Source organism: Lysinibacillus sp. UBA6686, from assembly GCF_002455205.1.
GTDB lineage: Bacteria > Bacillota > Bacilli > Bacillales_A > Planococcaceae > Lysinibacillus > Lysinibacillus pakistanensis.
The window spans coordinates 46,212-65,628 of record NZ_DKJS01000054.1 but is presented as its reverse complement, the minus strand read 5'-3'; the positions used below and the strand labels follow the sequence as shown (position 1 = coordinate 65,628).

The following is a 19,417-nucleotide window of genomic DNA, read 5'->3' as shown; positions in this document are numbered from 1 at the left end:
AACCCTTCGGTGCAACTTTGCGTCAAAGCATTTAGAAAATTAAATTGAAAGAGAGCATTCGGAAAAATGATAGAACTCATCAAGGAGTTAATTAGCTTTATTATGCATATCGATGTGCATTTAGAGGAAATTATTCGCGATTTTGGTCATTGGAGTTATCTTATTTTATTTGCCATTGTTTTTGTTGAAACAGGTGTTGTCATTTTCCCGTTCTTGCCAGGTGATTCATTGCTCTTTGCAAGTGGTACATTAGCTGCAGCAATGGGCGCATTTGATATGTGGATATTAATTCCCGTATTTTTAGTAGCTGCAATTTTAGGAGATACGATGAATTATCATATTGGTCATAAAGTAGGAACATCCATACCACCAAAGAGCTTTCTAGGCAGGGTTATAAAAAAGGAACGTATGGAAGCCGCAGAAAAATTCTTTAATACACATGGTGGAAAAACAATTGTCATTGCACGTTTTATGCCCTTCATCCGAACATTCATACCATTTGTTGCAGGTGCAAGTAAAATGAAATATAGCTACTTCATTATGTACAATGTGGTAGGTGCAATTTTATGGGTATTCAGCTGTACATTATTAGGATTTTACTTTGGTAATATTCCAATTATTAAAGATAACTTCTCAACAGTGCTAATTTTAATTATCCTTATATCCGTAATACCAGCAGTAATTGGAGCTATTAAATCAAAAAGTGCAAAATAACAAGGACAGTCCAAAGGTGATAAAAAATCGCATGGACTGTCCTTCTTTTAGTCTATCTTAAATATTGTATAACCCCCTGAGAATCCTCAATATCTGTTCCATTTGGTGTCTCAATGACAATAAAATTGGAAGAAAGATAGAAGATGGAAGACGGATAGTCGTCATCAAAATCTTCCTCTCGATTGAAATCTAAAATACCTATGGATGCTTTTATACGATGATAATTAACTTCGTGCCTCGATAAAGCTTCAATCCAAAGTTGATTTTGTGACATATAAACATTTGGTAATGGGATCTTATCTGAAATATCAATGCCATCTATAATAGCCGGGAATTGATAATAGGAAACAATAGCTTTTCCTGCTGGAATATTATCATTATAAAGGTGACGAATATTAAGGCTTGAGTCTTCATTTCCGTTATTTATTGTTACTGGCAATGTACCACCTAGAAAATCAAATTCCCATGTTTTCTTCTTATAGTTGTCTGTTAAAAAAGAAGCGTTATATTCCTGATCATATTTTTGGATAGACTCAATATTCTTTTCAATTTTCTTTAATTCTGACTTCGATAATACCTGTATGGATGAATTTGCAAAAAGGCTCAGATATAGTAGTGCAAATAATCCAACTCCAATATATACTGTAATCCCAATTGATAGACGTTTAAGAGTCCAGAAGTTTTTTGTTTTGTTACTTACCTTTCTTACTACAAAAAAGACCAAGGTAAGCAATAATATTGTAATCAATAATGAGAGTAAGAGTACTGTAGCGTTTGTCATTTGCGAGACACCTCCGATTTATCAGCAATCCAAATACAGAGAGTAAAGCACAGTATAGATACTATTATATAAAATCCGCTAAGCATGAGATCTGGTAATTGTATGAATGGTTGAAGATTCACAGACTCGGGAAAAATAATCGTTGAAATAATGCCAATTGCTAATAATACTATCGATGCTATTTTTATGATGCTTGGGCCTTGGAAGCAGTAACCAAATAGTAAACCGATTGCGCTAAATAAACAAATGCTACAGATGCACAAAATAAAAATTGATGGTGAAATAAGAAGTTTATCAATTATGAATGTATCTTTTTCCATTAACATCAAACCTAATATTTGTATATAGTAACTAGCTAACATAATTAAGACAGCAAAAAAGCTATAAAGAATAAGTACAAGTATATTTGCGATTGCACTTGAAGTTCGACTTGAAATAATAGATAAATCATCCATGCGATATGCCTTTGTAGTAAAGAGAATGGCTGTTATAAAAGCCCAAAATACAGTAATGAAAAGAAACGTATCAAGCGAATAAATGGAGAACTGAACATTTAAACTCCCGCGTCCATGACCACTTGAACCACTCCCAGAGCTGAAAAGCAATGCCCCAAAAATAACTTGCAAAATAATAAGAGAGCTAAGGGCTGAACTATATAATTTGGCTTTCCATTTCACTTGCTTTTTGATGATCGTTTTAAAAGACATATTAGTCAAAGATTGCATCGATATCACTTCCTTTATGATTGGTTAAATACCTGCAAATCTCACTTGCAGTAAGGACTGATTTTGTAATGCCTTTTGTGCGAAGCATTTCCTCCGTGATGAAAAGTTTACTTGCATCGACAATTGCCGTGGACACTCCACCTACAATCTGTTGGGCGTAAACGTCAGTTTCTGAAAGCAAGGATTTCATCCTATCACTTGGTCCGCTCAAGGCAATTAATTGCTCCTTCAGTTCATCTACGGAGGCATGTGTAACGACAGTACCCTCATCTATAAGCAGAATTTCCTCCAAAATGGACTCCATTTCTTGTAAGTGATGACTGGCAATTAATATTGTCCGAGGGAAGGCTATGTATTCCTTTAGAATGGCTCTATAAAAATCTGTTCGAATAGCCTCATCCATACCATTCATGGGCTCATCTAATATAGTTAATGCACAGCGACTTACTAATCCATAGACAAGATTAAAGGTAGCCATTTGTCCTTTCGATAATTGCTGATGTTTAACAGAAAGATCAATGTTTGCATAATGTAGCAGTCGATATGCTAACTCATTTTGCCAATTTGGATAAAAATCAGCCCCCATTTTTAAGATTTCCTCTAGGGATAAGTAGTCTGAAAAGCTTAACCGATCATCAATTAAAATGGTGTTGGCAGCAGTTTGAATATTGTTAAAGGGATTCTCATTAAATACCTGACAGAAACCATTAGTCGGTTTTAGAAAGCCCGCTATAATCGTTAGCAATGTTGATTTACCAGCACCATTACGACCAATAACACCGATTATTTTTTCGCCATTTATTGTACAAGTAATATCTTGGAGTGCAGGAAGACGTCCAAATTTTTTAGATAGCTTTTCACATTGAATAACATTCATTTCAATTCCTCCTGTGTTTTTTGAATTAGTGCTAGCAACTCCTCATCAGAAACAAGTAAGCGTTGTGCCTCTAAAACAATCTCTTGAGCCATCTTTGTTAATATTTCATTGCGACGTTTCAATAAAATTCGATCCTTTGCATCTGTTGCAACAAACATACCTAGCCCCCGTTTCTTATAAAGAAGTTGTTCCTCAAGTAAAATGGTCAGTCCTTTACCGGCCGTAGCGGGATTAATATTGAATAACTCAGCTAGCTGATACTGTGAATAAACCTTTTCGTCTGCCTGTAACCGATTGGCGATAATTTCATGTTGTAGCCATTCGGCAATTTGAATATAAATGGGTGTTGTACTGTCTAGATGAATATGCATGAAAACCCTCCCTTCATTTCAGAGTATTACAGTGCATTAGTGTTGTAATGTACTATAGTTTAAATCAAATTAAATGTCAAATAAGGAGGCATTTTTTTTACAAGTAGTTATAAGGTTTTGTGTAACTGGAGAACATTTTTAAATGTATGATGAATGATAAGCAAATGGTCATGAAAAAATGTTATAATATTCATTACAAATAATGGAGAAATGGGGGCGACAATATGGAAGTATTTATTGGCAGACAACCAATTTTTAATCTTCATGAACAAGTTGTTGCATATGAATTGTTATATCGAAGCAAAAATGTGAATACTTTTCCGATGGTTGATTCAGATGCAGCAACAGTCGATGTATTAGTAAACTCATTTCTTTCAATTGGAATAGAAGAAGTTACAAACGGTAAGCCTTGCTTTGTCAATTTCACTGAAAATCTGCTAATGAGCTCAATCAATGAATACCTAAATCCATCTCAAGTGGTCATAGAGATTTTAGAGGATGTCCCTTTGACATCGAAGTTAGTTGAGCGAGTTATTGAGCTTAAATCATATGGATTTAAAATTGCTTTAGATGATTTTATACTGGATGAGCATGTACAAATTTATGACGAATTATTTGTTCATATAGACTTTATAAAGGTGGATTTTCTATTGTCCCCTTTACTTGAACGTATGGAAATTGAGAATAAAGTAAAGGAAAAATTCCCTCATATTAAATTGCTTGCTGAGAAGGTTGAGACACGTAATCAATTTGAAGTAGCGAAGCATTCAGGCTATGAGTTATTTCAGGGTTATTTTTTTGAACAGCCTCAAATTTTAAAAGCAACTGATATACCAGTGAATACGATTCAGTATTTTTATATTATTTCGCTGCTAAAAGAAGAGGAACCTAATATCCAGTTATTATCTGAAAATATTGAACGTGATATCTCGTTAACCTATAAATTATTGCAAATGGTTAATAATTCTTCTAGACGTTCTAAATCGAAGGTACGCTCTATTAAACAGGCGATTTTAATCCTTGGAATAGCCGATTTACGCAAATGGATTTACTTATTAGCCATGCGGGAAATAGATATGAATACTGATTCGGATCTTTTTAAGGAAGTAATGAGAACATCATTATTTAGAGCAAAAGCATGTGAAAAATTAGCGAAGCTCTCCTATAAACAAAATTTTTCAGAGTATTTTTTTGTGGGCATGTTTTCATTGATTGATACTTTATTGCAAAGACCATTACATATTATTTTACAGCAACTTCCATTCTCTGAAGATATAAAAGCAACCATTTTAGGGTATCAAACAGAGATGACACCATATCTAGAATTTAGTATTGCACTGGGGAAACTGGACTGGGATAGCCTAGAAGAGCTAGCTCCAAAAATCAATATAGATTTGACAAGTATTGATCTTTTATACCATGAGGCAATCGAATGGGCTGAAAAATCATTATAGTCAAAGCAGAAATAAGTATCCTTTAAATGCTCGTTCAGGTACTTATTTTTTGTTTTTATCGAATAATTTGTTATATATGGATTAATGAAAGTAAATAATATGCTTGCTTATTTCCTTCATCATGATGAAGTTCTCAACGTCAAAACTATTTGCTATAATCATCACGTCTTAAAAAATTCTGATAGTTGAAGTGGGCGTGGGGAAATGAGACATGATGTTAGGGAAAGCATTGTGGAGTATGTGTATGTAATTATCGGAGCGGCAGTGATAGCTATTGGTTTTAATGTCTTTTTATTACCAAATCAAGTCGCTTCAGGCGGGGTAAGTGGAATAAGTACAATATTGCATGGTTTATTCGGCTGGAATCCAGGGATTGTTCAATATTGCTTTAATATTCCACTATTTATTGCGGGTGTATTATTACTTGGCAAAAAATTTGGGGTAAAATCGTTTGTTGGCACAGTGACTTTACCGTTCATTGTATTATTAACAAATAGTTGGGAGCCCTGGACTGATAATCCTTTACTTGGTGCGCTTTTTGGAGGAATTGTTGTCGGTTTAGGAATAGGACTTGTTTTTAAAGGGAATGCTTCTACTGGTGGCACTGATTTGCTAGCGCAAATTATAACAAAGTTTACCGGAATATCTCTTGGTACTAGTGTACTACTGATTGATGGGGTCATCGCTATTAGTGCAGCAATTGTTTTTGACTTAGAAAAAGGTTTGTATGCCCTGATTGGATTATTTGTGACAACAAAAACGATCGATATTATTCAGCTAGGCTTTAGCCAATCCAAAATGGTTTATATTATTACGATGAAACAAGATGAGGTACGTGATGCCATTTATGCTGAAATTGATCGTGGTGTGACACAATTACCTGCAATTGGTGGTTATACGGGTGAGGCGCGACCAGTACTGATGGTTGTTGTTTACCAAACAGAATTCACAAAGCTGAAACAACTCATTAAAACCGTTGATCCATCAGCGTTTGTTATCGTTTCCGATGCATATGAGGTATTAGGAGAAGGTTTCAAACGTGCATAATTTTGGTATAATACTGTGGAAGTTATTTATTTTGAGGAGGGGTACTAATGAAAAAGGTAATGTTAACATTAGTGTTCGGTTCAGCAATCTTTTTAGCCGCTTGTGGCGGTGGTAAGACGACTAATGAAGGTACAAAAACGAGTGCTACACCAGATGGTGAAGCGATCGCTATGAAATCCTGTATCACATGTCATGGAGGCGAATTGCAGGGTCAAAATAATGCACCAGCTATCAAAGATGTAGGTGCCCGTTTATCTGAAACTGAAATTTTAGATATTATCGAAAATGGTAAAGGTGCTATGCCTCCAGGTATTGTTAAAGGTGAAGATGCAAAAGCTGTGGCTAAATGGTTAGCTACTCAAAAATAAGAGAGTATAAACTAGCGGACAGGAGAACCGCTAGTTTTTTTATGCTTTATAGAGAGTAATTCTCTTCCTTTAGCGAGCGAGAGTAAATACATTTCTTTTATACATAGTCATGCTAAAATAAAGTAATACTGCAATCAGAGAGACTGATTGTTAGTGAAAAATGAGCAAATACGGTCAGTTGTAGAGACCGTTAAAAGAACAAACAATATTCAATTCCATTGAATGGAGGCTTCTAACATTGGTCGTAGTATTAACAAGAGACGTAATGGAGAAATTTAAGTTAGACCTATTAGCTGGTGAGGAAGGAATTGGAAGGACGATTGTCACTAGTGATATATCTAGACCAGGGCTAGAGATGGCAGGATATTTTACTCATTATCCTGCAAATCGAGTCCAATTGCTTGGAAAAACAGAGCTATCCTTTTTTGAAATGTTACCTGCAGATGTTAAGCTTGAGCGTATGCGTTTACTGTGTTCACAAGATACTCCAGCTATTATTATTTCTCGTGACCTAGAGGTACCGGAGGAGCTTTTACAGGCTTCTAATGAAAAGCATGTGCCTGTCTTTAAAACACATATGACAACAACGAAATTTTCTAGTAGGCTTACCAACTATTTAGAGGGACGCTTAGCACCAATGACAGCAGCCCATGGCGTGTTAGTGGATGTTTATGGTATTGGTGTGTTAATTATCGGCAAAAGTGGCGTAGGAAAAAGTGAAACTGCTCTTGAGCTTGTCAAGAAAGGCCATCGATTAGTAGCTGACGATTGTGTGGAAATTCGGCAGGAATCAGAGAATTTTTTAATTGGTAGCCCGCCTCCGCTTTTAGAACATTTACTTGAAATAAGAGGCATTGGTATTATTGATATTATGACGCTTTTTGGAGCAAGTGCGGTAAGACCCTACAAGCGTATTACCTTAATTATAGAACTGGAGATTTGGGATCCTGAAAAGGTTTATGATCGTTTGGGTCTAGAGGAAGAGAAAATGAAAATTATTGATACAGAGTTAACTAAATTAACAATTCCTGTAAGACCTGGCCGTAATGTATCTGTTATTATTGAGGTTGCAGCGATGAATTATCGCTTGAAAAAAATGGGTGTTAATGCAGCAGAGGAGTTTTCAAGACGTTTGGATGAGGTGATCTCTTCCGCTGATGAGTTAGATGATTAATTGTTCATAATTAGGATAAAATGACCTATAAAGTGAATAGAAATTGAGAGGAGCATTTGATGGAGTTATTACTATTGCAAATTAACCCAATTGCTTTTCATTTGGGACCAATTCCCGTTCGTTGGTACGGGTTGTTAATTGTATCGGGTATTATTTTAGCTTATGTTGTAGGTCAAAGAGAGGCTGTTAAACGAGGCTTACCAGAGGATTTTCTTGCCGATTTATTGCTATGGGCAGTTCCTATTTCGATAATATGTGCACGTATTTATTATGTTTCAATGCGTTGGGATTATTATAGTGAAAATCCAGGGAAGATTATTGAAATTTGGAATGGTGGTATTGCTATTCATGGTGCACTAATTGGGGCATTTATAACAGCGTACATATTCACACGTAAGAAAAATATTAGCTTTTTACGTGTAGCGGATATAGCAGCACCAAGTATTTTGATAGGACAAATCATTGGACGATGGGGAAATTTTATGAACCAAGAGGCTTATGGTGGTCCAGTATCTAAAGAGTTTTTAGAAAATCTGATGTTACCAGATTGGATTATTAACCAAATGTATATTGAGGAATTAGGAACCTATGTGCATCCTACCTTTTTATATGAATCTGTATGGAATTTCATCGGATTACTTATTTTACTGTTTTTACGTAAAGTGAATTTAAATCGAGGAGAAATTTTCTTCAGTTATTTAATTTGGTATTCAATTGGTCGCTTCTATATAGAAGGTTTGCGTACGGATAGCTTGTATTTAGTTGGTGACTTACGCTCAGCGCAGGTTGTCTCCATCATTGGTGTAATAGTAGGTCTTGGTGCTATTATTTACAGACGCCTAATAGTAAAACCAGCAGTGAAATATTTGGATAATAAATAAGGGGTGCAGAACGTTATGATAAAGGCATTATTATTCGATTTTGATGGTACATTACTAAATACAAATGATTTAATCATTCAAACATTTATGCATGTATTAAATGAGCGATTTCCTGGGCAATATTCGCCAAAAGATTGTCTAAAATTCCTTGGGCCGTCCTTAAAACAGACAATGAGTGACATTGCTCCTGGAGAAGAGGATGCAATGATTGCTAAATATCGCGAATATAATGAATTACATCACGATGAGCTTGTCACACAATATCCTGATGTTGTCTCAACTTTAGAGCAATTAAAGGCTATGGGTCTCAAATTAGCGATTGTGTCTACAAAGCGAAATGGGATGATTGATCGTGGTCTATCAGTACTAGGTGCAAATCATCTATTTGATGTCCGTATAGGCACGGACGATGTAAAAAATGTAAAGCCTGATCCAGAGCCAGTTTTGCTTGCCCTTGAACGCCTTGGTGTAAACAAGGAAGAGGCCATTATGATTGGTGACAATTCTCACGATATTGAGGCTGGACATAATGCGGGAATTAGAGCAGCTGGTGTCGCATGGGCTTTTAAAGGTCCGGAATATTTACAGCAATTCAAGCCAGAATATATGTTACATCATATGACAGATTTATTAGATATTGTGAAAGCGGGGTAAGTAAATGGCACGTAAAACAGAACGCTACCGTGTTGAAGGAGCAAACTCCCTGTGGAATATATATAATACGGTGTCCTTTTGGAAGGTGATGAAGTGCTTCATTGTCATTCAAATTGGCCGCTTCACACCATTTTTACGTGTAAAAAACTGGCTATATCGAACATTTTTAAAAATGAAAATTGGCGAGCAAACCTCATTAGCCTTAATGGTTATGCCTGATACCATGTTTCCAGAACGCATACACATTGGCAATAATACTGTAATTGGTTTTAATACAACGATTTTAGCACATGAATATTTAATAGAGGAATATCGTCTAGGAGACGTGAAGATTGGTAATGAGGTAATGGTTGGTGCCAATTCAACAATACTACCTGGTGTTACGATAGGTGATGGTGCAATTGTTTCAGCTGCTACACTTGTACATAAAGATGTGCCAGCCGGCTGTTTAGCTGGTGGTAATCCGATGCAAATTATTTATACTGCTGAGCAAATGGCAGAACGTAAACGCAACGAAGTGGTAGAGTGGTGTACGCCGAAAAAATGACCTATAAGGTTGAACAATGAAAAAACTGTTCCAAAAACAATGGTACCTTTGTTTCTGGAACAGTTTTATTTTTTTGTTGGGAATTATATTCAGGCATAAATTCATAATTATTTGGACTCTACAAAAGTTGATTTAGTCAGTGTGCCATCAATGAAATCTGTTGTGTGTAATGCTATTTTGTCTTCAGATAAAACCCTCCTTTACAAATACCTACGATTAATTGTTCACCCAGTTGGACGAATGGACATGCTGTTGTGAATACTCATAATTTATAGTTTGTGTTCTTCCTGGTTATTCACTTTCATTCTCAGTGGCGACTAAATCTCTATTTATAAATTAAAATTTGGAGATATTTTGAATTTCATTATTTTCCATTAGTAAATGTGTANNGAATAATCAGTGTTGAAATTGTTAGAGAATTCAAGTTGACTGAATGGGAGAAATAAGTTAGAATTCTTTCATAATCTAATTCTCTAATACTCTAGTGAATTAAAGTGAAACGTAAGGAAGTGTCTACATGTCTTCAATTAAAATGTTTGAGAAACCACTTGGAATGCGCGATACATTTCCACAAATATATGAAAAGGTAGAGGCTGTAAGAAATACTGGACGAGAGTTTTTATGCAGCAGGGGTTATGAATTTATTATGACACCTGCTGTAGAGTATTTTGATACAGTAGGTAAAGCCTCTGCGATTGCCGATGCCCATTTATTTAAGCTCGTAGATAGTCAGGGAAACACATTAGTACTACGACCAGATATGACAACACCAATTGCTCGGGTGGCCACATCTAAATTATTAAAAGAGATGATACCAATACGTCTTGCTTATTTTGCAAGTGTCTTTCGTGCACAAGAAACTGAAGGTGGGCGTCCTGCAGAATTTGATCAGATGGGAATCGAGCTAATTGGAGACAATTCTGTGTTTGCTGATGCTGAAGTGATTGTGACGGCAATGGAGCTATTACAGCAATATGGATTATCTCAATTTAAAGTTACTATCGGTCATGCGGGTATCTTAAATTGCATTTTACAAGATTATACGGAAAGCGTGGAACAGCAAGACATACTTCGAACACTTCTTGTGCAACGGAACTATGTTGGGTTTGAAGAAGCGGTAGAATCTTTTGATTTGCCTAAAGCGAAAACAGATGCATTACTACAATTTATTGAGGAAGCAATGAATTTAAAAGAAATCAAAGATATTGAAAAATATGTGCGAAAAAACGACGCATTAGAATATATGCAACAGCTTGCCAAACTACTTGAAATTGCTAATTTAGCGGATTATGTAGCCTTTGATTTCACACTTTCTAGTCATATGAGCTACTACACAGGCATGCTATTTGAAGTGTTTGCATTAGGAAGTGGATTTCCGTTAGGCAACGGTGGTCGTTATGACGGATTACTTGAGGTGTTTGGTTCAAAAGTAGGTGCTACTGGGTTTAGTATTCGCGTCGATCGCCTGTTAGAAACACTTAATGGACTCGCAAATGAGCGTGAAGAAGCAGTGGTTGTGCTTTTTGAGGAAGAGCAATTCGAGGAGGCGCTAGCAAAGGTACAGGTTTTACGAGCGGCAGGTAAACAGGCTACCTTGCAATTAAGAAGTAGCTTAATCGATGAAAAAGCATTTTTAGCTTATTTTTCAGAGGTAGTTGTTGTTGGACAGGAGGAAGTTGGCGGTGAATGAATTAACGATTGCTATGCCAAAAGGGCGCATTTTTGAAGAGGCATACCAAATGCTTTTAGAGGCTGGCTTTAATTTACCAGAAGAAGTAGAAATGTCCCGTAAATTAATGATAGAAATTCCTGAGGAGAAAATTCGCTTTATTTTAGCTAAGCCAATGGATGTGCCTGTTTATGTAGAACACGGCGTTGCAGATATTGGGATAGCAGGGAAGGATGTTTTATTAGAGCAGCAACGAGAAGTGCATGAATTACTGGATCTCAAAATTAGTACATGCTACATCGCTTCAGCAGGTCTGCCTAATACAACGATGAATGAAATAGCGCCAAGGATAGCCACAAAATACCCAAATATTGCTATGAAATATTATAAGGGGATTGGGGAGCAGGTAGAAATTATTGAGCTTAATGGGTCGATTGAATTGGCACCTATGATTGGCTTAGCAGATCGTATTGTCGATATTGTTTCAACTGGCCGAACGCTTAAAGAAAATGGTCTTGTGGAATATGAATTTATTACAGATGTATCATCACGGTTAATTGCTAATCCAGTAAGCTATCGTATGAAGGGAGACCGTATTATCGATCTAGTGAGACGCTTAAAGGAATGTGTTAACTAAAAAATAGAACCATGAAGATAAAAGGGGAGTAATCCTATGAAAATAACAAAGCTAACAAAGGGTATTTCTTTAAAGCGCCAGCTTGAAAGTGGTAATGAAGAACAGTTAAAGGTAGTACGACAAGTATTGGCAGATGTGCGAGCACAGGGCGACGCGGCTATACGTTTTTATACAGAGAAATGGGATGGCTTTGCACCTGAAAATTTACGTGTCACACAGGAAGAAATCGAAGAAGGCGCAAATGCGATAGATCCACAGCTTTATGCTGATTTAACAGAAGCTGCTCAAAATATTCGACTTTATCATGAGCAGCAAAAGCGATCAGGTTATCGCTTAGAGCTAGAAAATGGGTCATGGCTAGGGCAACGAATTACAGCGCTCGATGCAGTGGGTCTGTATGTTCCTGGAGGTATAGCAGCGTATCCATCGTCAGTTTTAATGAATGTTATTCCTGCGCAAGTTGCTGGTGTGAAACGCATTGTTATTTCATCTCCAGCAGGTCGAGATGGAAAGTTACCTCCGGGTGTACTTGCTGCGGCGCGAATTTTAGGTGTAGAGGAAATATATAAAGTTGGTGGGGCTCAAGCCATTGCGGCACTTGCATATGGTACGGAAACCATTTCGCCAGTTGATAAAATTACTGGTCCAGGAAATATTTTTGTAGCACTAGCAAAACGTGAAGTATTTGGTGAAGTATCGATTGATATGATTGCGGGACCAAGTGAAATTGCGGTGCTAGCAGACGATACTGCATTTGCGGATGAGGTTGCAGCGGATCTTTTATCGCAGGCGGAGCATGATCAGTTGGCATGTGCCATTTTAGTGACGACTTCTGAGCAGTTGGCTAAAAAAGTAGCTAATGAAGTGGAGAAGCAATTAACCACTTTACCACGTCAAGAGATAGCACGTGCATCTATTGAAAAATTTGGAGCGATTTATGTTGCTGAGAAAATGGCAGATGCAATTGATGCAGTTAATTCACTAGCACCTGAGCATTTAGAAATTGTAACAAAAAATGCTGAGGCTGTGGCTGAACAGATACGTCATGCGGGGGGGATTTTCATCGGACGTTATAGCTCTGAACCAGTTGGTGATTACTTTGCAGGGACAAACCATATACTGCCGACAAATAGTACTGCTCGCTTTGCAAGTGGCTTAAACGTCGATGATTTTGTGAAAAAATCAAGTATTGTTTTTTATAACGAAAAAACTTGGGCAGAAAATGCACCAAAAATTGCACGGCTTGCACGCATGGAAGGTCTAGAGGGGCATGCGCGTGCAGTGGAATCACGTGGATGGGAAAAGGAGTAGCACAATGACAGAAATAAAACGCTTTGCGAAAGTAGAACGAACAACCAATGAAACGCAAATCTCGGTAGCCATTGATTTAGATGGGGAAGGGAAGGCTGATATTAAAACAGGCGTTGGCTTTATGGATCATATGCTGGATTTATTTATCAAGCATGGACTTTTTGATGGAACAATTCAAGCGAATGGTGATACTTACATTGACGATCATCATACTACAGAGGACCTTGGAATCGTACTAGGACAAGCGATTCGTGAAGCACTTGGTGATAAAAAAGGCATTAAACGCTATGGCACAGCATTTGTACCAATGGATGATGCGTTGGCACAGGTTGTTGTAGATTGCTCTAATCGTCCACATCTAGAATACCGTGTACCACAATTAAAAGAAAAAGTGGGTAGCTTTGATACAGAATTAGTTCATGAGTTTTTATGGAAATTTGCTCTAGAAGCGAGAATGAATGTTCACGTCATTGTACCATATGGACAGAATACACATCATATTATAGAGGCAATTTTTAAGGCGTTAGCACGCGCGATTGATGCAGCAGTGGAAATTGATCCTCGTGTTAAAGGTGTGCCATCAACTAAGGGGCTGTTAACGTGAAAATAGGCGTGATCGATTATGGTATGGGTAATTTATTTAGTGTAGAGCAAGCATTAGTACGACTTGGCTGTGAGGTGGTTGTTACGGCTGATGAAAAAGCGTTGGATAAAGCAGATGCACTTTTATTACCAGGTGTTGGAGCATTTCCAGATGCTATGAAACGGCTTGCTGAGACAAAATTAGATAGCTATTTACAAAGGGTAAAAGCAGATAATCGTCCACTGCTGGGTATTTGCTTAGGTATGCAGTTGCTATTTGAGGAAAGTGAAGAGGTGACAGCGACAAAAGGCTTAGGATTTTTCAAAGGTAGCATCAAACGTTTTGCTGGTGTGAATGATGGTCAGGCATATCGAGTACCACATATGGGCTGGAACGAGCTAATCATGACTAATCGTCCAACTTGGCTAACAGCGTTGCCGCCAGCGAAGCATGTGTATTTTGTTCACTCCTTTTATGCAACGGACATAGATGACACAGAGCTTGTCGCTTATGCAGATTATCATGGAATAAGAGTTCCAGGTATTGTTACTACTGGCTCTGTAACGGGAATGCAATTTCATCCAGAAAAATCAGGTGAGCTAGGTGTGTTTTTATTACAGCAATGGTTGAAGGGGGTGGCTTCATGCTAACAAAGCGTATTATTCCATGTTTGGATGTGAAAGAGGGGCGAGTTGTGAAGGGAGTGCAATTTGTGTCTTTACGAGATGCAGGCGACCCAGTAGAGCTAGCCAAGTTTTATGATGAGCAGGGGGCAGATGAGCTTGTTTTTCTTGATATCTCTGCCTCACATGAAGGGCGTGAAACAATGGTGGATGTCGTGCGACAAACAGCAGCGACACTTGCTATTCCATTTACAGTAGGTGGTGGAATTCGCACATTGGACGATATGAAACGCATTTTACGTGCAGGCGCTGATAAGGTATCAGTCAATACTTCTGCTTTAGAGCGACCTGAGCTTATTAAAGAAGGATCTGACTTTTTTGGTGCACAATGTATTGTTGTTGCTATTGATGCGCGCTATAGTGATGAAGACGGCACATGGATGGTTTATACGCATGGTGGTCGCAACAAAACTAGTTGGCAAGCAACAGAGTGGGCAAGGGAAGCGGTTCGCTTGGGCGCTGGAGAAATTTTATTAACAAGCATGAATCAGGACGGTGAAAAATCAGGTTTTGATTTAGCCTTAACTAAGGCAGTGAGAGAGTCTGTAACAGTTCCTGTTATTGCTAGTGGCGGTGCAGGGAATGCCGAGCATTTTTACGAAGTATTAGCGGAAGATGTTGATGCAGATGCAGCTCTTGCCGCATCGATCTTTCATTACAAAGAAACGAGTGTAGCGCAAGTAAAAGAATACTTACGTGAAAAAGGAGTGGCAGTAAGATGATAGACAGCATTAAATTTGATGATAAAGGCCTTGTCACTGCAGTTGTGCAAGATGCCAATACAAAAGAAGTATTAACTGTAGCCTATATGAACAAAGAATCACTGAAAAAAACACTTGAATCAGGTGAAACATGGTTCTACTCACGTTCACGTCAGGAGCTTTGGCACAAGGGGGCAACTAGTGGTCATACACAAAAAGTAGTGTCCATGAAAGCAGACTGTGATGGAGATGCGTTAGTTGTGGAAGTACTCCCTGCTGGTCCAGCCTGTCATAATGGCACAACCTCCTGCTTTACAAAGCTTATTCAGCAAAATACAAAGGTTGGCTCTGTTGAGATTATTTCTAAGCTTGTTAACGTTATTGCAAAACGTGAGCAAGAAATGCCAGAAGGCGCATATACTACATATTTATTCGATAAAGGTATCGATAAAATTTGTAAAAAGGTCGGGGAAGAGGCAACAGAAGTTGTTATCGGTGCAAAAAATCGAGATGCAGAAGAGGTTAAATGGGAAGCGGCCGATTTACTTTACCATTTATTAGTATTACTGCAAGAACAAAAAGTAAGCGTTTTTGATGTGTTACATGTGTTAGAAAAACGTCACGAAGAGAAATAACAGCATATTGCTAATTGTATGGTATAATAAAGTTTACTGTGTAAAGGAACGTGAAAAACGTTCCTTATTTCTTGTTTCGGAGGAAATATTTTGGAAAAGAAACATCAAAAAGAGAATCTAACGAATGTCGTGTCGTTCATTCCAACAGGCGACTACTATTATAAAAAATCAATTCAAGCAATGAATAGTGGACAAATGAATAAAGCTTATAAATATTTACAGCGTGCGGTAGATCTAAGTCCAGATGATCCTATGATCTTATTGCAATTGGCAATCGTGGAGTTAGAGGGTCAACGTTTCGAGGAAGCGTATGATCTTCTTCGTCATGCCTATCAAATTGATCCAGAGAATCTAGAAATCATTTTTTATATGGCAGAGGTTTCAGGATGTGTTGGTATGATACAAGATGCTAAACGCTTTGCGGAGCAATATTTGCAAAAAGAGCCAGATGGTGCCTATGCAGATGAGGCGGCAGAAATATTAGAATTCGTTGCTTTTGAGCAGGATGATTTTGAGGAGCAAGATGGTACTGGCGAGGATTTATATCGACAGGAACAGGCGAGGCGTTGTATGGAAAAAGGGGACTTCCCCGAAGCTATTAATATTCTAGAAGAGTTAATTGAAGATCGACCAGATTTTTGGTCAGCTTATAATAATTTAGCACTTGCATATTTTTATGTCGGTGAGGCAGAACAGGCAAAGGCACTTTTAAATACTGTCTTGCGTGAAAATAAGGGAAATTTACATGCGTTGTGTAATTTAACCGTTATTGCATATTATGAAAAAAATGAAGAAGAATTAAAGGACCTTTTAAATGTACTTGTTAAAATTCAGCCTTACACTTGGGAACATCGCTACAAGCTAGGTGCAACATTAGCGTTAGTTGGGCAATACGATTTGGCCTTTAAATGGTTACGTAGTATGCAAAAACGTGGTTATATAGGGGATGCTGGCTTTTATTTTTGGTTATCCCATGCGGCATACTTCTCAGGACATAAGGAAATTTCTAAGAGTGCTTGGGAGCAACTATTAGAGCTAGATCCGGACAAAGAAGGCTTTGAACCTTGGCGTGAACAGGAAAATGTTTATGAGCTCGATGCATTAGAGCATGACCGTGATTATATTGTAGAAAAACTAGAGAGTAATTATACTAGTGAGCGTATTTTTGGATTGTTTTTATTGAGCTGTACAGCGCATAAGCAAGAAATTATTGCACATCCCAAATGGATAGACGTTGAGCAATATGGTTCGTTTGAAAAGTTATTCTTAGCATATGCACTTGGTCATCACTTTGATATGAAAAATAAGGTTGAGGCTAGTTTTTTACGAGCAGTAAGTGTGCCAGAAATTTTATTAGAACAGTATGGTAAGCTTACGGCCCTCATTGCACCAATGTTTCAAATGTGGTTTGTTCTCTGTGAGCAGGCACTTAACAGTAATTATCGTTTTACAAATCCAGCAGCTATTGCAGGAGCGAATGATTTTTTATTTCGCTCATCTCGAATGCTCAAGGTTACAAAAAAAGAGATAGCTCAGCAATATGGGGTATCTGTGGCGACTTTATCAAAGTATATTGATGAAATTTTAAAGTTCTTACCAAACGGTCATAAGTAACCTCTGAGCAACATAGTTGAATAACTTTTTACTTTCACATACGATGAACTTACAATCGTTATTAATAGGTAAAACTTCAAACAGTTAGAGTTGAGCCAATCAAGCTTTTCATGGGTAGTTGATTTCCTTCTTCATAATTGCATCACTTAAATTGGAGAGTAGGGGTCTTACTGTACATGTAGGCTGGATAAAAAAGTATTTGTGTAGGGGGAAGATTTTATGTCGGAAGAAAAAATTTATGATGTTGTAATAATTGGTGCAGGTCCTGCAGGAATGACTGCTGCTGTATATACATCACGTGCGAACCTTTCAACTTTAATGATTGAACGTGGTATCCCTGGTGGACAAATGGCAAATACAGAAGAAGTAGAAAACTATCCAGGATTCGATACGATTTTAGGACCAGAGCTGTCTACAAAAATGTTTGAGCATGCTAAAAAATTCGGTGCAGAATATGCTTACGGCGATGTTTCTGAAATTATCGATGGTGAAGAATATAAAACAATAAAATCAGGTGCGAAAGAATATAAAACACGTGCCATTATTATTTCTACAGGGGCGGAATATAAAAAAATGGGCGTGCCTGGCGAAAAAGAATTAGGTGGCCGCGGTGTCAGCTATTGTGCAGTTTGTGATGGTGCATTCTTCAAGCAAAAAAACCTAGTAGTCGTAGGTGGAGGAGATTCAGCTGTCGAAGAAGGGGTATACTTAACTCGCTTTGCTGAGAAAGTAACAATTGTTCACCGCCGAGATAAATTACGTGCACAAAAAATACTTCAAGATCGTGCCTTTGCAAATGAAAAAATTGATTTCATCTGGAATGCAACAGTGAAAGAAATAAATGAAGCTAACGGCAAAGTTGGTAGTGTAACATTACAATCTACTGTAGATGGAACAGAATCTGAATTTGTTGCTGATGGTGTATTTGTTTATATCGGAATGCTACCATTAACAAAGCCATTTGAATCTTTAGGTATTTTAAATGATGCAGGCTATATTTTAACAAATGAAAACATGGAAACAACTGTACCAGGTATCTTTGCAGCAGGTGATGTACGTGAAAAATCACTTCGTCAAATTGTGACAGCTACAGGTGATGGAAGTATTGCTGCACAAGCAGTGCAGCATTATGTAGAAGAATTATTAGAGAAAATTAATGCTTAATGTAAATAAAAGTTCCAAGGAAAAAAATACAATTTTTAACACGGTTTTAATATTGTTGTAACTTGAATGACATATAAAAGGTGTAATATATATTGTGTAATTAGCAATCCCCCTTTTATTTTGTTTAGTAGGTTGTTTCCGCCTAATATGGTGGGGCAACCTATTTTTGTTATGTTAGGATATTAATAATTGTGAGCGAGCTCTTTTAGATTCATGGATGATGACAAACTCATGATTACTAATAATACGATTAAAGTGAAAATTGCCAGGCACTAAAGTTCTGAATGGAGGACAAATATTGTTGGGTCTTGCTATAATGAAGGATAGAATGCAAAGTGATTAGAGGTGTGCCTATGCAAAGAATTGCAAACTTAATTGCCGTTAAAGACGGTCAAGTATTATTACTTCAAAAGCCTAGACGCGGCTGGTACGTAGCTCCAGGTGGAAAAATGGAGTGCGGCGAATCCATCTATGAGGCTGCTGTACGTGAGTTTCAGGAGGAAACAAATGTCACACCATTAAATGCGCATTTAAAAGGTGTTTATACAATGGTTATTAAAGAAAATAATGCAGTCGTTGATGAATGGATGCTTTATACGTTTGTTGCCAAGGATATAGAAGGTATACCTTTTGATGAAACGAGAGAAGGCAAGCTTGCATGGCACCCAGTAGAGGATTTAAACCATTTGCCAATGGCTGAAGGTGATCGGACAAATTTACAATTTGCTATCTCACAATCAGGCATTCAGTATGGAACATTTGAATATACGACTGATTTTGAATTATTGCATGAAAAAATACAAATATCAAAAGAACAATAAAAGGAG

22 protein-coding genes are annotated in these 19,417 nt (G+C 37.4%); 18 read left to right on the top strand and 4 right to left on the bottom strand.

Annotated features, from left to right (window positions below; all coding sequences use genetic code 11):
- The first annotated feature begins 69 nt into the window (after positions 1-69).
- Entirely contained in the window at positions 70-714 is a 645-nt protein-coding gene (locus B2R82_RS14145) for a VTT domain-containing protein (RefSeq protein WP_283872917.1), read from the top strand.
- 52 nt (positions 715-766) lie between these two features.
- Here the strand turns inward: B2R82_RS14145 and B2R82_RS14140 are convergent, their stop codons facing one another.
- From B2R82_RS14140 to B2R82_RS14125, 4 genes are read right to left on the bottom strand one after another with little or no spacing between them, the layout of a single operon-like run.
- The gene (locus B2R82_RS14140; protein WP_286925466.1) at positions 767-1,495 is read right to left on the bottom strand and encodes a hypothetical protein; all 729 of its coding nucleotides are present in this window, start codon (positions 1,493-1,495) and stop codon (positions 767-769) included.
- Positions 1,492-2,220, bottom strand: a complete 729-nt coding sequence (locus B2R82_RS14135) for a hypothetical protein (protein WP_286925465.1) — start codon at positions 2,218-2,220, stop codon at positions 1,492-1,494. Before B2R82_RS14135 ends, B2R82_RS14140 begins: the two co-directional genes overlap by 4 nt.
- On the bottom strand, positions 2,204-3,097 hold the full coding sequence (locus B2R82_RS14130) for an ABC transporter ATP-binding protein (RefSeq protein WP_286925464.1): 894 nt from the start codon (positions 3,095-3,097) through the stop codon (positions 2,204-2,206). The genes B2R82_RS14135 and B2R82_RS14130 overlap by 17 nt, the downstream gene beginning before the upstream one ends.
- Entirely contained in the window at positions 3,094-3,468 is a 375-nt protein-coding gene (locus tag B2R82_RS14125) for a GntR family transcriptional regulator (RefSeq protein ID WP_286925463.1), read from the bottom strand. Before B2R82_RS14125 ends, B2R82_RS14130 begins: the two co-directional genes overlap by 4 nt.
- Before the next feature lie 224 nt (positions 3,469-3,692).
- Here B2R82_RS14125 and B2R82_RS14120 point away from each other — a divergent pair, with 224 nt between their 5' ends.
- The 17 genes from B2R82_RS14120 to B2R82_RS14040 all read left to right on the top strand — a co-directional run bounded on the left by B2R82_RS14120 (position 3,693) and on the right by B2R82_RS14040 (position 19,411).
- Positions 3,693-4,922 carry an EAL and HDOD domain-containing protein gene (locus B2R82_RS14120; RefSeq protein ID WP_286925461.1) on the top strand — a complete coding sequence of 410 codons (1,230 nt, stop codon included), beginning with the start codon at positions 3,693-3,695 and terminating at the stop codon, positions 4,920-4,922.
- Positions 4,923-5,126: 204 nt separating this feature from the next.
- Positions 5,127-5,969: a YitT family protein gene (locus B2R82_RS14115; protein ID WP_283869490.1), complete on the top strand. Its 843-nt coding sequence runs from the start codon at positions 5,127-5,129 to the stop codon at positions 5,967-5,969.
- A gap of 47 nt (positions 5,970-6,016) precedes the next feature.
- Positions 6,017-6,337: a cytochrome c551 gene (gene cccB, locus B2R82_RS14110; protein ID WP_286925460.1), complete on the top strand. Its 321-nt coding sequence runs from the start codon at positions 6,017-6,019 to the stop codon at positions 6,335-6,337.
- Between the two features lie 238 nt (positions 6,338-6,575).
- On the top strand, positions 6,576-7,511 hold the full coding sequence (hprK, locus tag B2R82_RS14105; RefSeq protein ID WP_283869488.1) for an HPr(Ser) kinase/phosphatase: 936 nt from the start codon (positions 6,576-6,578) through the stop codon (positions 7,509-7,511).
- A 59-nt stretch (positions 7,512-7,570) separates the two neighbouring features.
- A complete protein-coding gene (lgt, locus tag B2R82_RS14100) occupies positions 7,571-8,392 on the top strand; it encodes a prolipoprotein diacylglyceryl transferase (protein WP_286925458.1) in 822 nt (273 codons plus the stop codon).
- A gap of 15 nt (positions 8,393-8,407) precedes the next feature.
- A complete protein-coding gene (ppaX, locus tag B2R82_RS14095; RefSeq protein WP_286925457.1) occupies positions 8,408-9,046 on the top strand; it encodes a pyrophosphatase PpaX in 639 nt (212 codons plus the stop codon).
- Positions 9,047-9,050: 4 nt separating this feature from the next.
- A complete protein-coding gene (locus B2R82_RS14090; protein ID WP_286925456.1) occupies positions 9,051-9,593 on the top strand; it encodes an acyltransferase in 543 nt (180 codons plus the stop codon).
- Positions 9,594-10,110: 517 nt separating this feature from the next.
- The gene (locus tag B2R82_RS14085; RefSeq protein ID WP_286925455.1) at positions 10,111-11,283 is read left to right on the top strand and encodes an ATP phosphoribosyltransferase regulatory subunit; all 1,173 of its coding nucleotides are present in this window, start codon (positions 10,111-10,113) and stop codon (positions 11,281-11,283) included.
- Positions 11,276-11,899 (top strand): ATP phosphoribosyltransferase, encoded by a 624-nt coding sequence (gene hisG, locus B2R82_RS14080; RefSeq protein ID WP_286925454.1) that lies wholly within the window; start codon positions 11,276-11,278, stop codon positions 11,897-11,899. Before B2R82_RS14085 ends, hisG begins: the two co-directional genes overlap by 8 nt.
- A 36-nt stretch (positions 11,900-11,935) precedes the next feature.
- Entirely contained in the window at positions 11,936-13,210 is a 1,275-nt protein-coding gene (hisD, locus tag B2R82_RS14075) for a histidinol dehydrogenase (RefSeq protein ID WP_286925453.1), read from the top strand.
- A gap of 4 nt (positions 13,211-13,214) precedes the next feature.
- Positions 13,215-13,814, top strand: coding sequence for an imidazoleglycerol-phosphate dehydratase HisB (gene hisB, locus B2R82_RS14070; protein ID WP_283869483.1), 600 nt, complete (start codon positions 13,215-13,217; stop codon positions 13,812-13,814).
- On the top strand, positions 13,811-14,443 hold the full coding sequence (hisH, locus tag B2R82_RS14065; protein ID WP_286925452.1) for an imidazole glycerol phosphate synthase subunit HisH: 633 nt from the start codon (positions 13,811-13,813) through the stop codon (positions 14,441-14,443). The genes hisB and hisH overlap by 4 nt, the downstream gene beginning before the upstream one ends.
- Positions 14,437-15,198, top strand: coding sequence for an imidazole glycerol phosphate synthase subunit HisF (gene hisF, locus B2R82_RS14060; protein ID WP_286925450.1), 762 nt, complete (start codon positions 14,437-14,439; stop codon positions 15,196-15,198). The genes hisH and hisF overlap by 7 nt, the downstream gene beginning before the upstream one ends.
- Complete coding sequence (hisIE, locus tag B2R82_RS14055; RefSeq protein WP_286925448.1) at positions 15,195-15,812, top strand: bifunctional phosphoribosyl-AMP cyclohydrolase/phosphoribosyl-ATP diphosphatase HisIE; 618 nt, start codon at positions 15,195-15,197, stop codon at positions 15,810-15,812. The genes hisF and hisIE overlap by 4 nt, the downstream gene beginning before the upstream one ends.
- Positions 15,813-15,902: 90 nt before the next feature.
- Positions 15,903-17,426 carry a tetratricopeptide repeat protein gene (locus tag B2R82_RS14050; protein WP_286925447.1) on the top strand — a complete coding sequence of 508 codons (1,524 nt, stop codon included), beginning with the start codon at positions 15,903-15,905 and terminating at the stop codon, positions 17,424-17,426.
- A gap of 219 nt (positions 17,427-17,645) precedes the next feature.
- Complete coding sequence (gene trxB, locus B2R82_RS14045) at positions 17,646-18,590, top strand: thioredoxin-disulfide reductase (protein WP_286925446.1); 945 nt, start codon at positions 17,646-17,648, stop codon at positions 18,588-18,590.
- A 353-nt stretch (positions 18,591-18,943) separates the two neighbouring features.
- The gene (locus tag B2R82_RS14040; RefSeq protein ID WP_286925445.1) at positions 18,944-19,411 is read left to right on the top strand and encodes an 8-oxo-dGTP diphosphatase; all 468 of its coding nucleotides are present in this window, start codon (positions 18,944-18,946) and stop codon (positions 19,409-19,411) included.
- The last annotated feature ends 6 nt before the right edge of the window (positions 19,412-19,417 follow it).

Bases quoted from the DNA above. Each gene is read 5' to 3' on its own strand.
- B2R82_RS14120 (WP_286925461.1), top strand. From the start codon at position 3,693: ATGGAAGTATTTATTGGCAGACAACCAATTTTTAATCTTCATGAACAA.
- B2R82_RS14140 (WP_286925466.1), bottom strand. From the start codon at position 1,495: ATGACAAACGCTACAGTACTCTTACTCTCATTATTGATTACAATATTA.
- B2R82_RS14135 (WP_286925465.1), bottom strand. From the start codon at position 2,220: ATGCAATCTTTGACTAATATGTCTTTTAAAACGATCATCAAAAAGCAA.
- cccB (WP_286925460.1), top strand. From the start codon at position 6,017: ATGAAAAAGGTAATGTTAACATTAGTGTTCGGTTCAGCAATCTTTTTA.
- hisB (WP_283869483.1), top strand. From the start codon at position 13,215: ATGACAGAAATAAAACGCTTTGCGAAAGTAGAACGAACAACCAATGAA.
- B2R82_RS14115 (WP_283869490.1), top strand. From the start codon at position 5,127: ATGAGACATGATGTTAGGGAAAGCATTGTGGAGTATGTGTATGTAATT.
- hisF (WP_286925450.1), top strand. From the start codon at position 14,437: ATGCTAACAAAGCGTATTATTCCATGTTTGGATGTGAAAGAGGGGCGA.
- trxB (WP_286925446.1), top strand. From the start codon at position 17,646: ATGTCGGAAGAAAAAATTTATGATGTTGTAATAATTGGTGCAGGTCCT.
- B2R82_RS14040 (WP_286925445.1), top strand. From the start codon at position 18,944: ATGCAAAGAATTGCAAACTTAATTGCCGTTAAAGACGGTCAAGTATTA.
- hisIE (WP_286925448.1), top strand. From the start codon at position 15,195: ATGATAGACAGCATTAAATTTGATGATAAAGGCCTTGTCACTGCAGTT.
- B2R82_RS14085 (WP_286925455.1), top strand. From the start codon at position 10,111: ATGTCTTCAATTAAAATGTTTGAGAAACCACTTGGAATGCGCGATACA.
- hisD (WP_286925453.1), top strand. From the start codon at position 11,936: ATGAAAATAACAAAGCTAACAAAGGGTATTTCTTTAAAGCGCCAGCTT.
- B2R82_RS14125 (WP_286925463.1), bottom strand. From the start codon at position 3,468: ATGCATATTCATCTAGACAGTACAACACCCATTTATATTCAAATTGCC.
- lgt (WP_286925458.1), top strand. From the start codon at position 7,571: ATGGAGTTATTACTATTGCAAATTAACCCAATTGCTTTTCATTTGGGA.
- B2R82_RS14130 (WP_286925464.1), bottom strand. From the start codon at position 3,097: ATGAATGTTATTCAATGTGAAAAGCTATCTAAAAAATTTGGACGTCTT.
- B2R82_RS14090 (WP_286925456.1), top strand. From the start codon at position 9,051: ATGGCACGTAAAACAGAACGCTACCGTGTTGAAGGAGCAAACTCCCTG.
- ppaX (WP_286925457.1), top strand. From the start codon at position 8,408: ATGATAAAGGCATTATTATTCGATTTTGATGGTACATTACTAAATACA.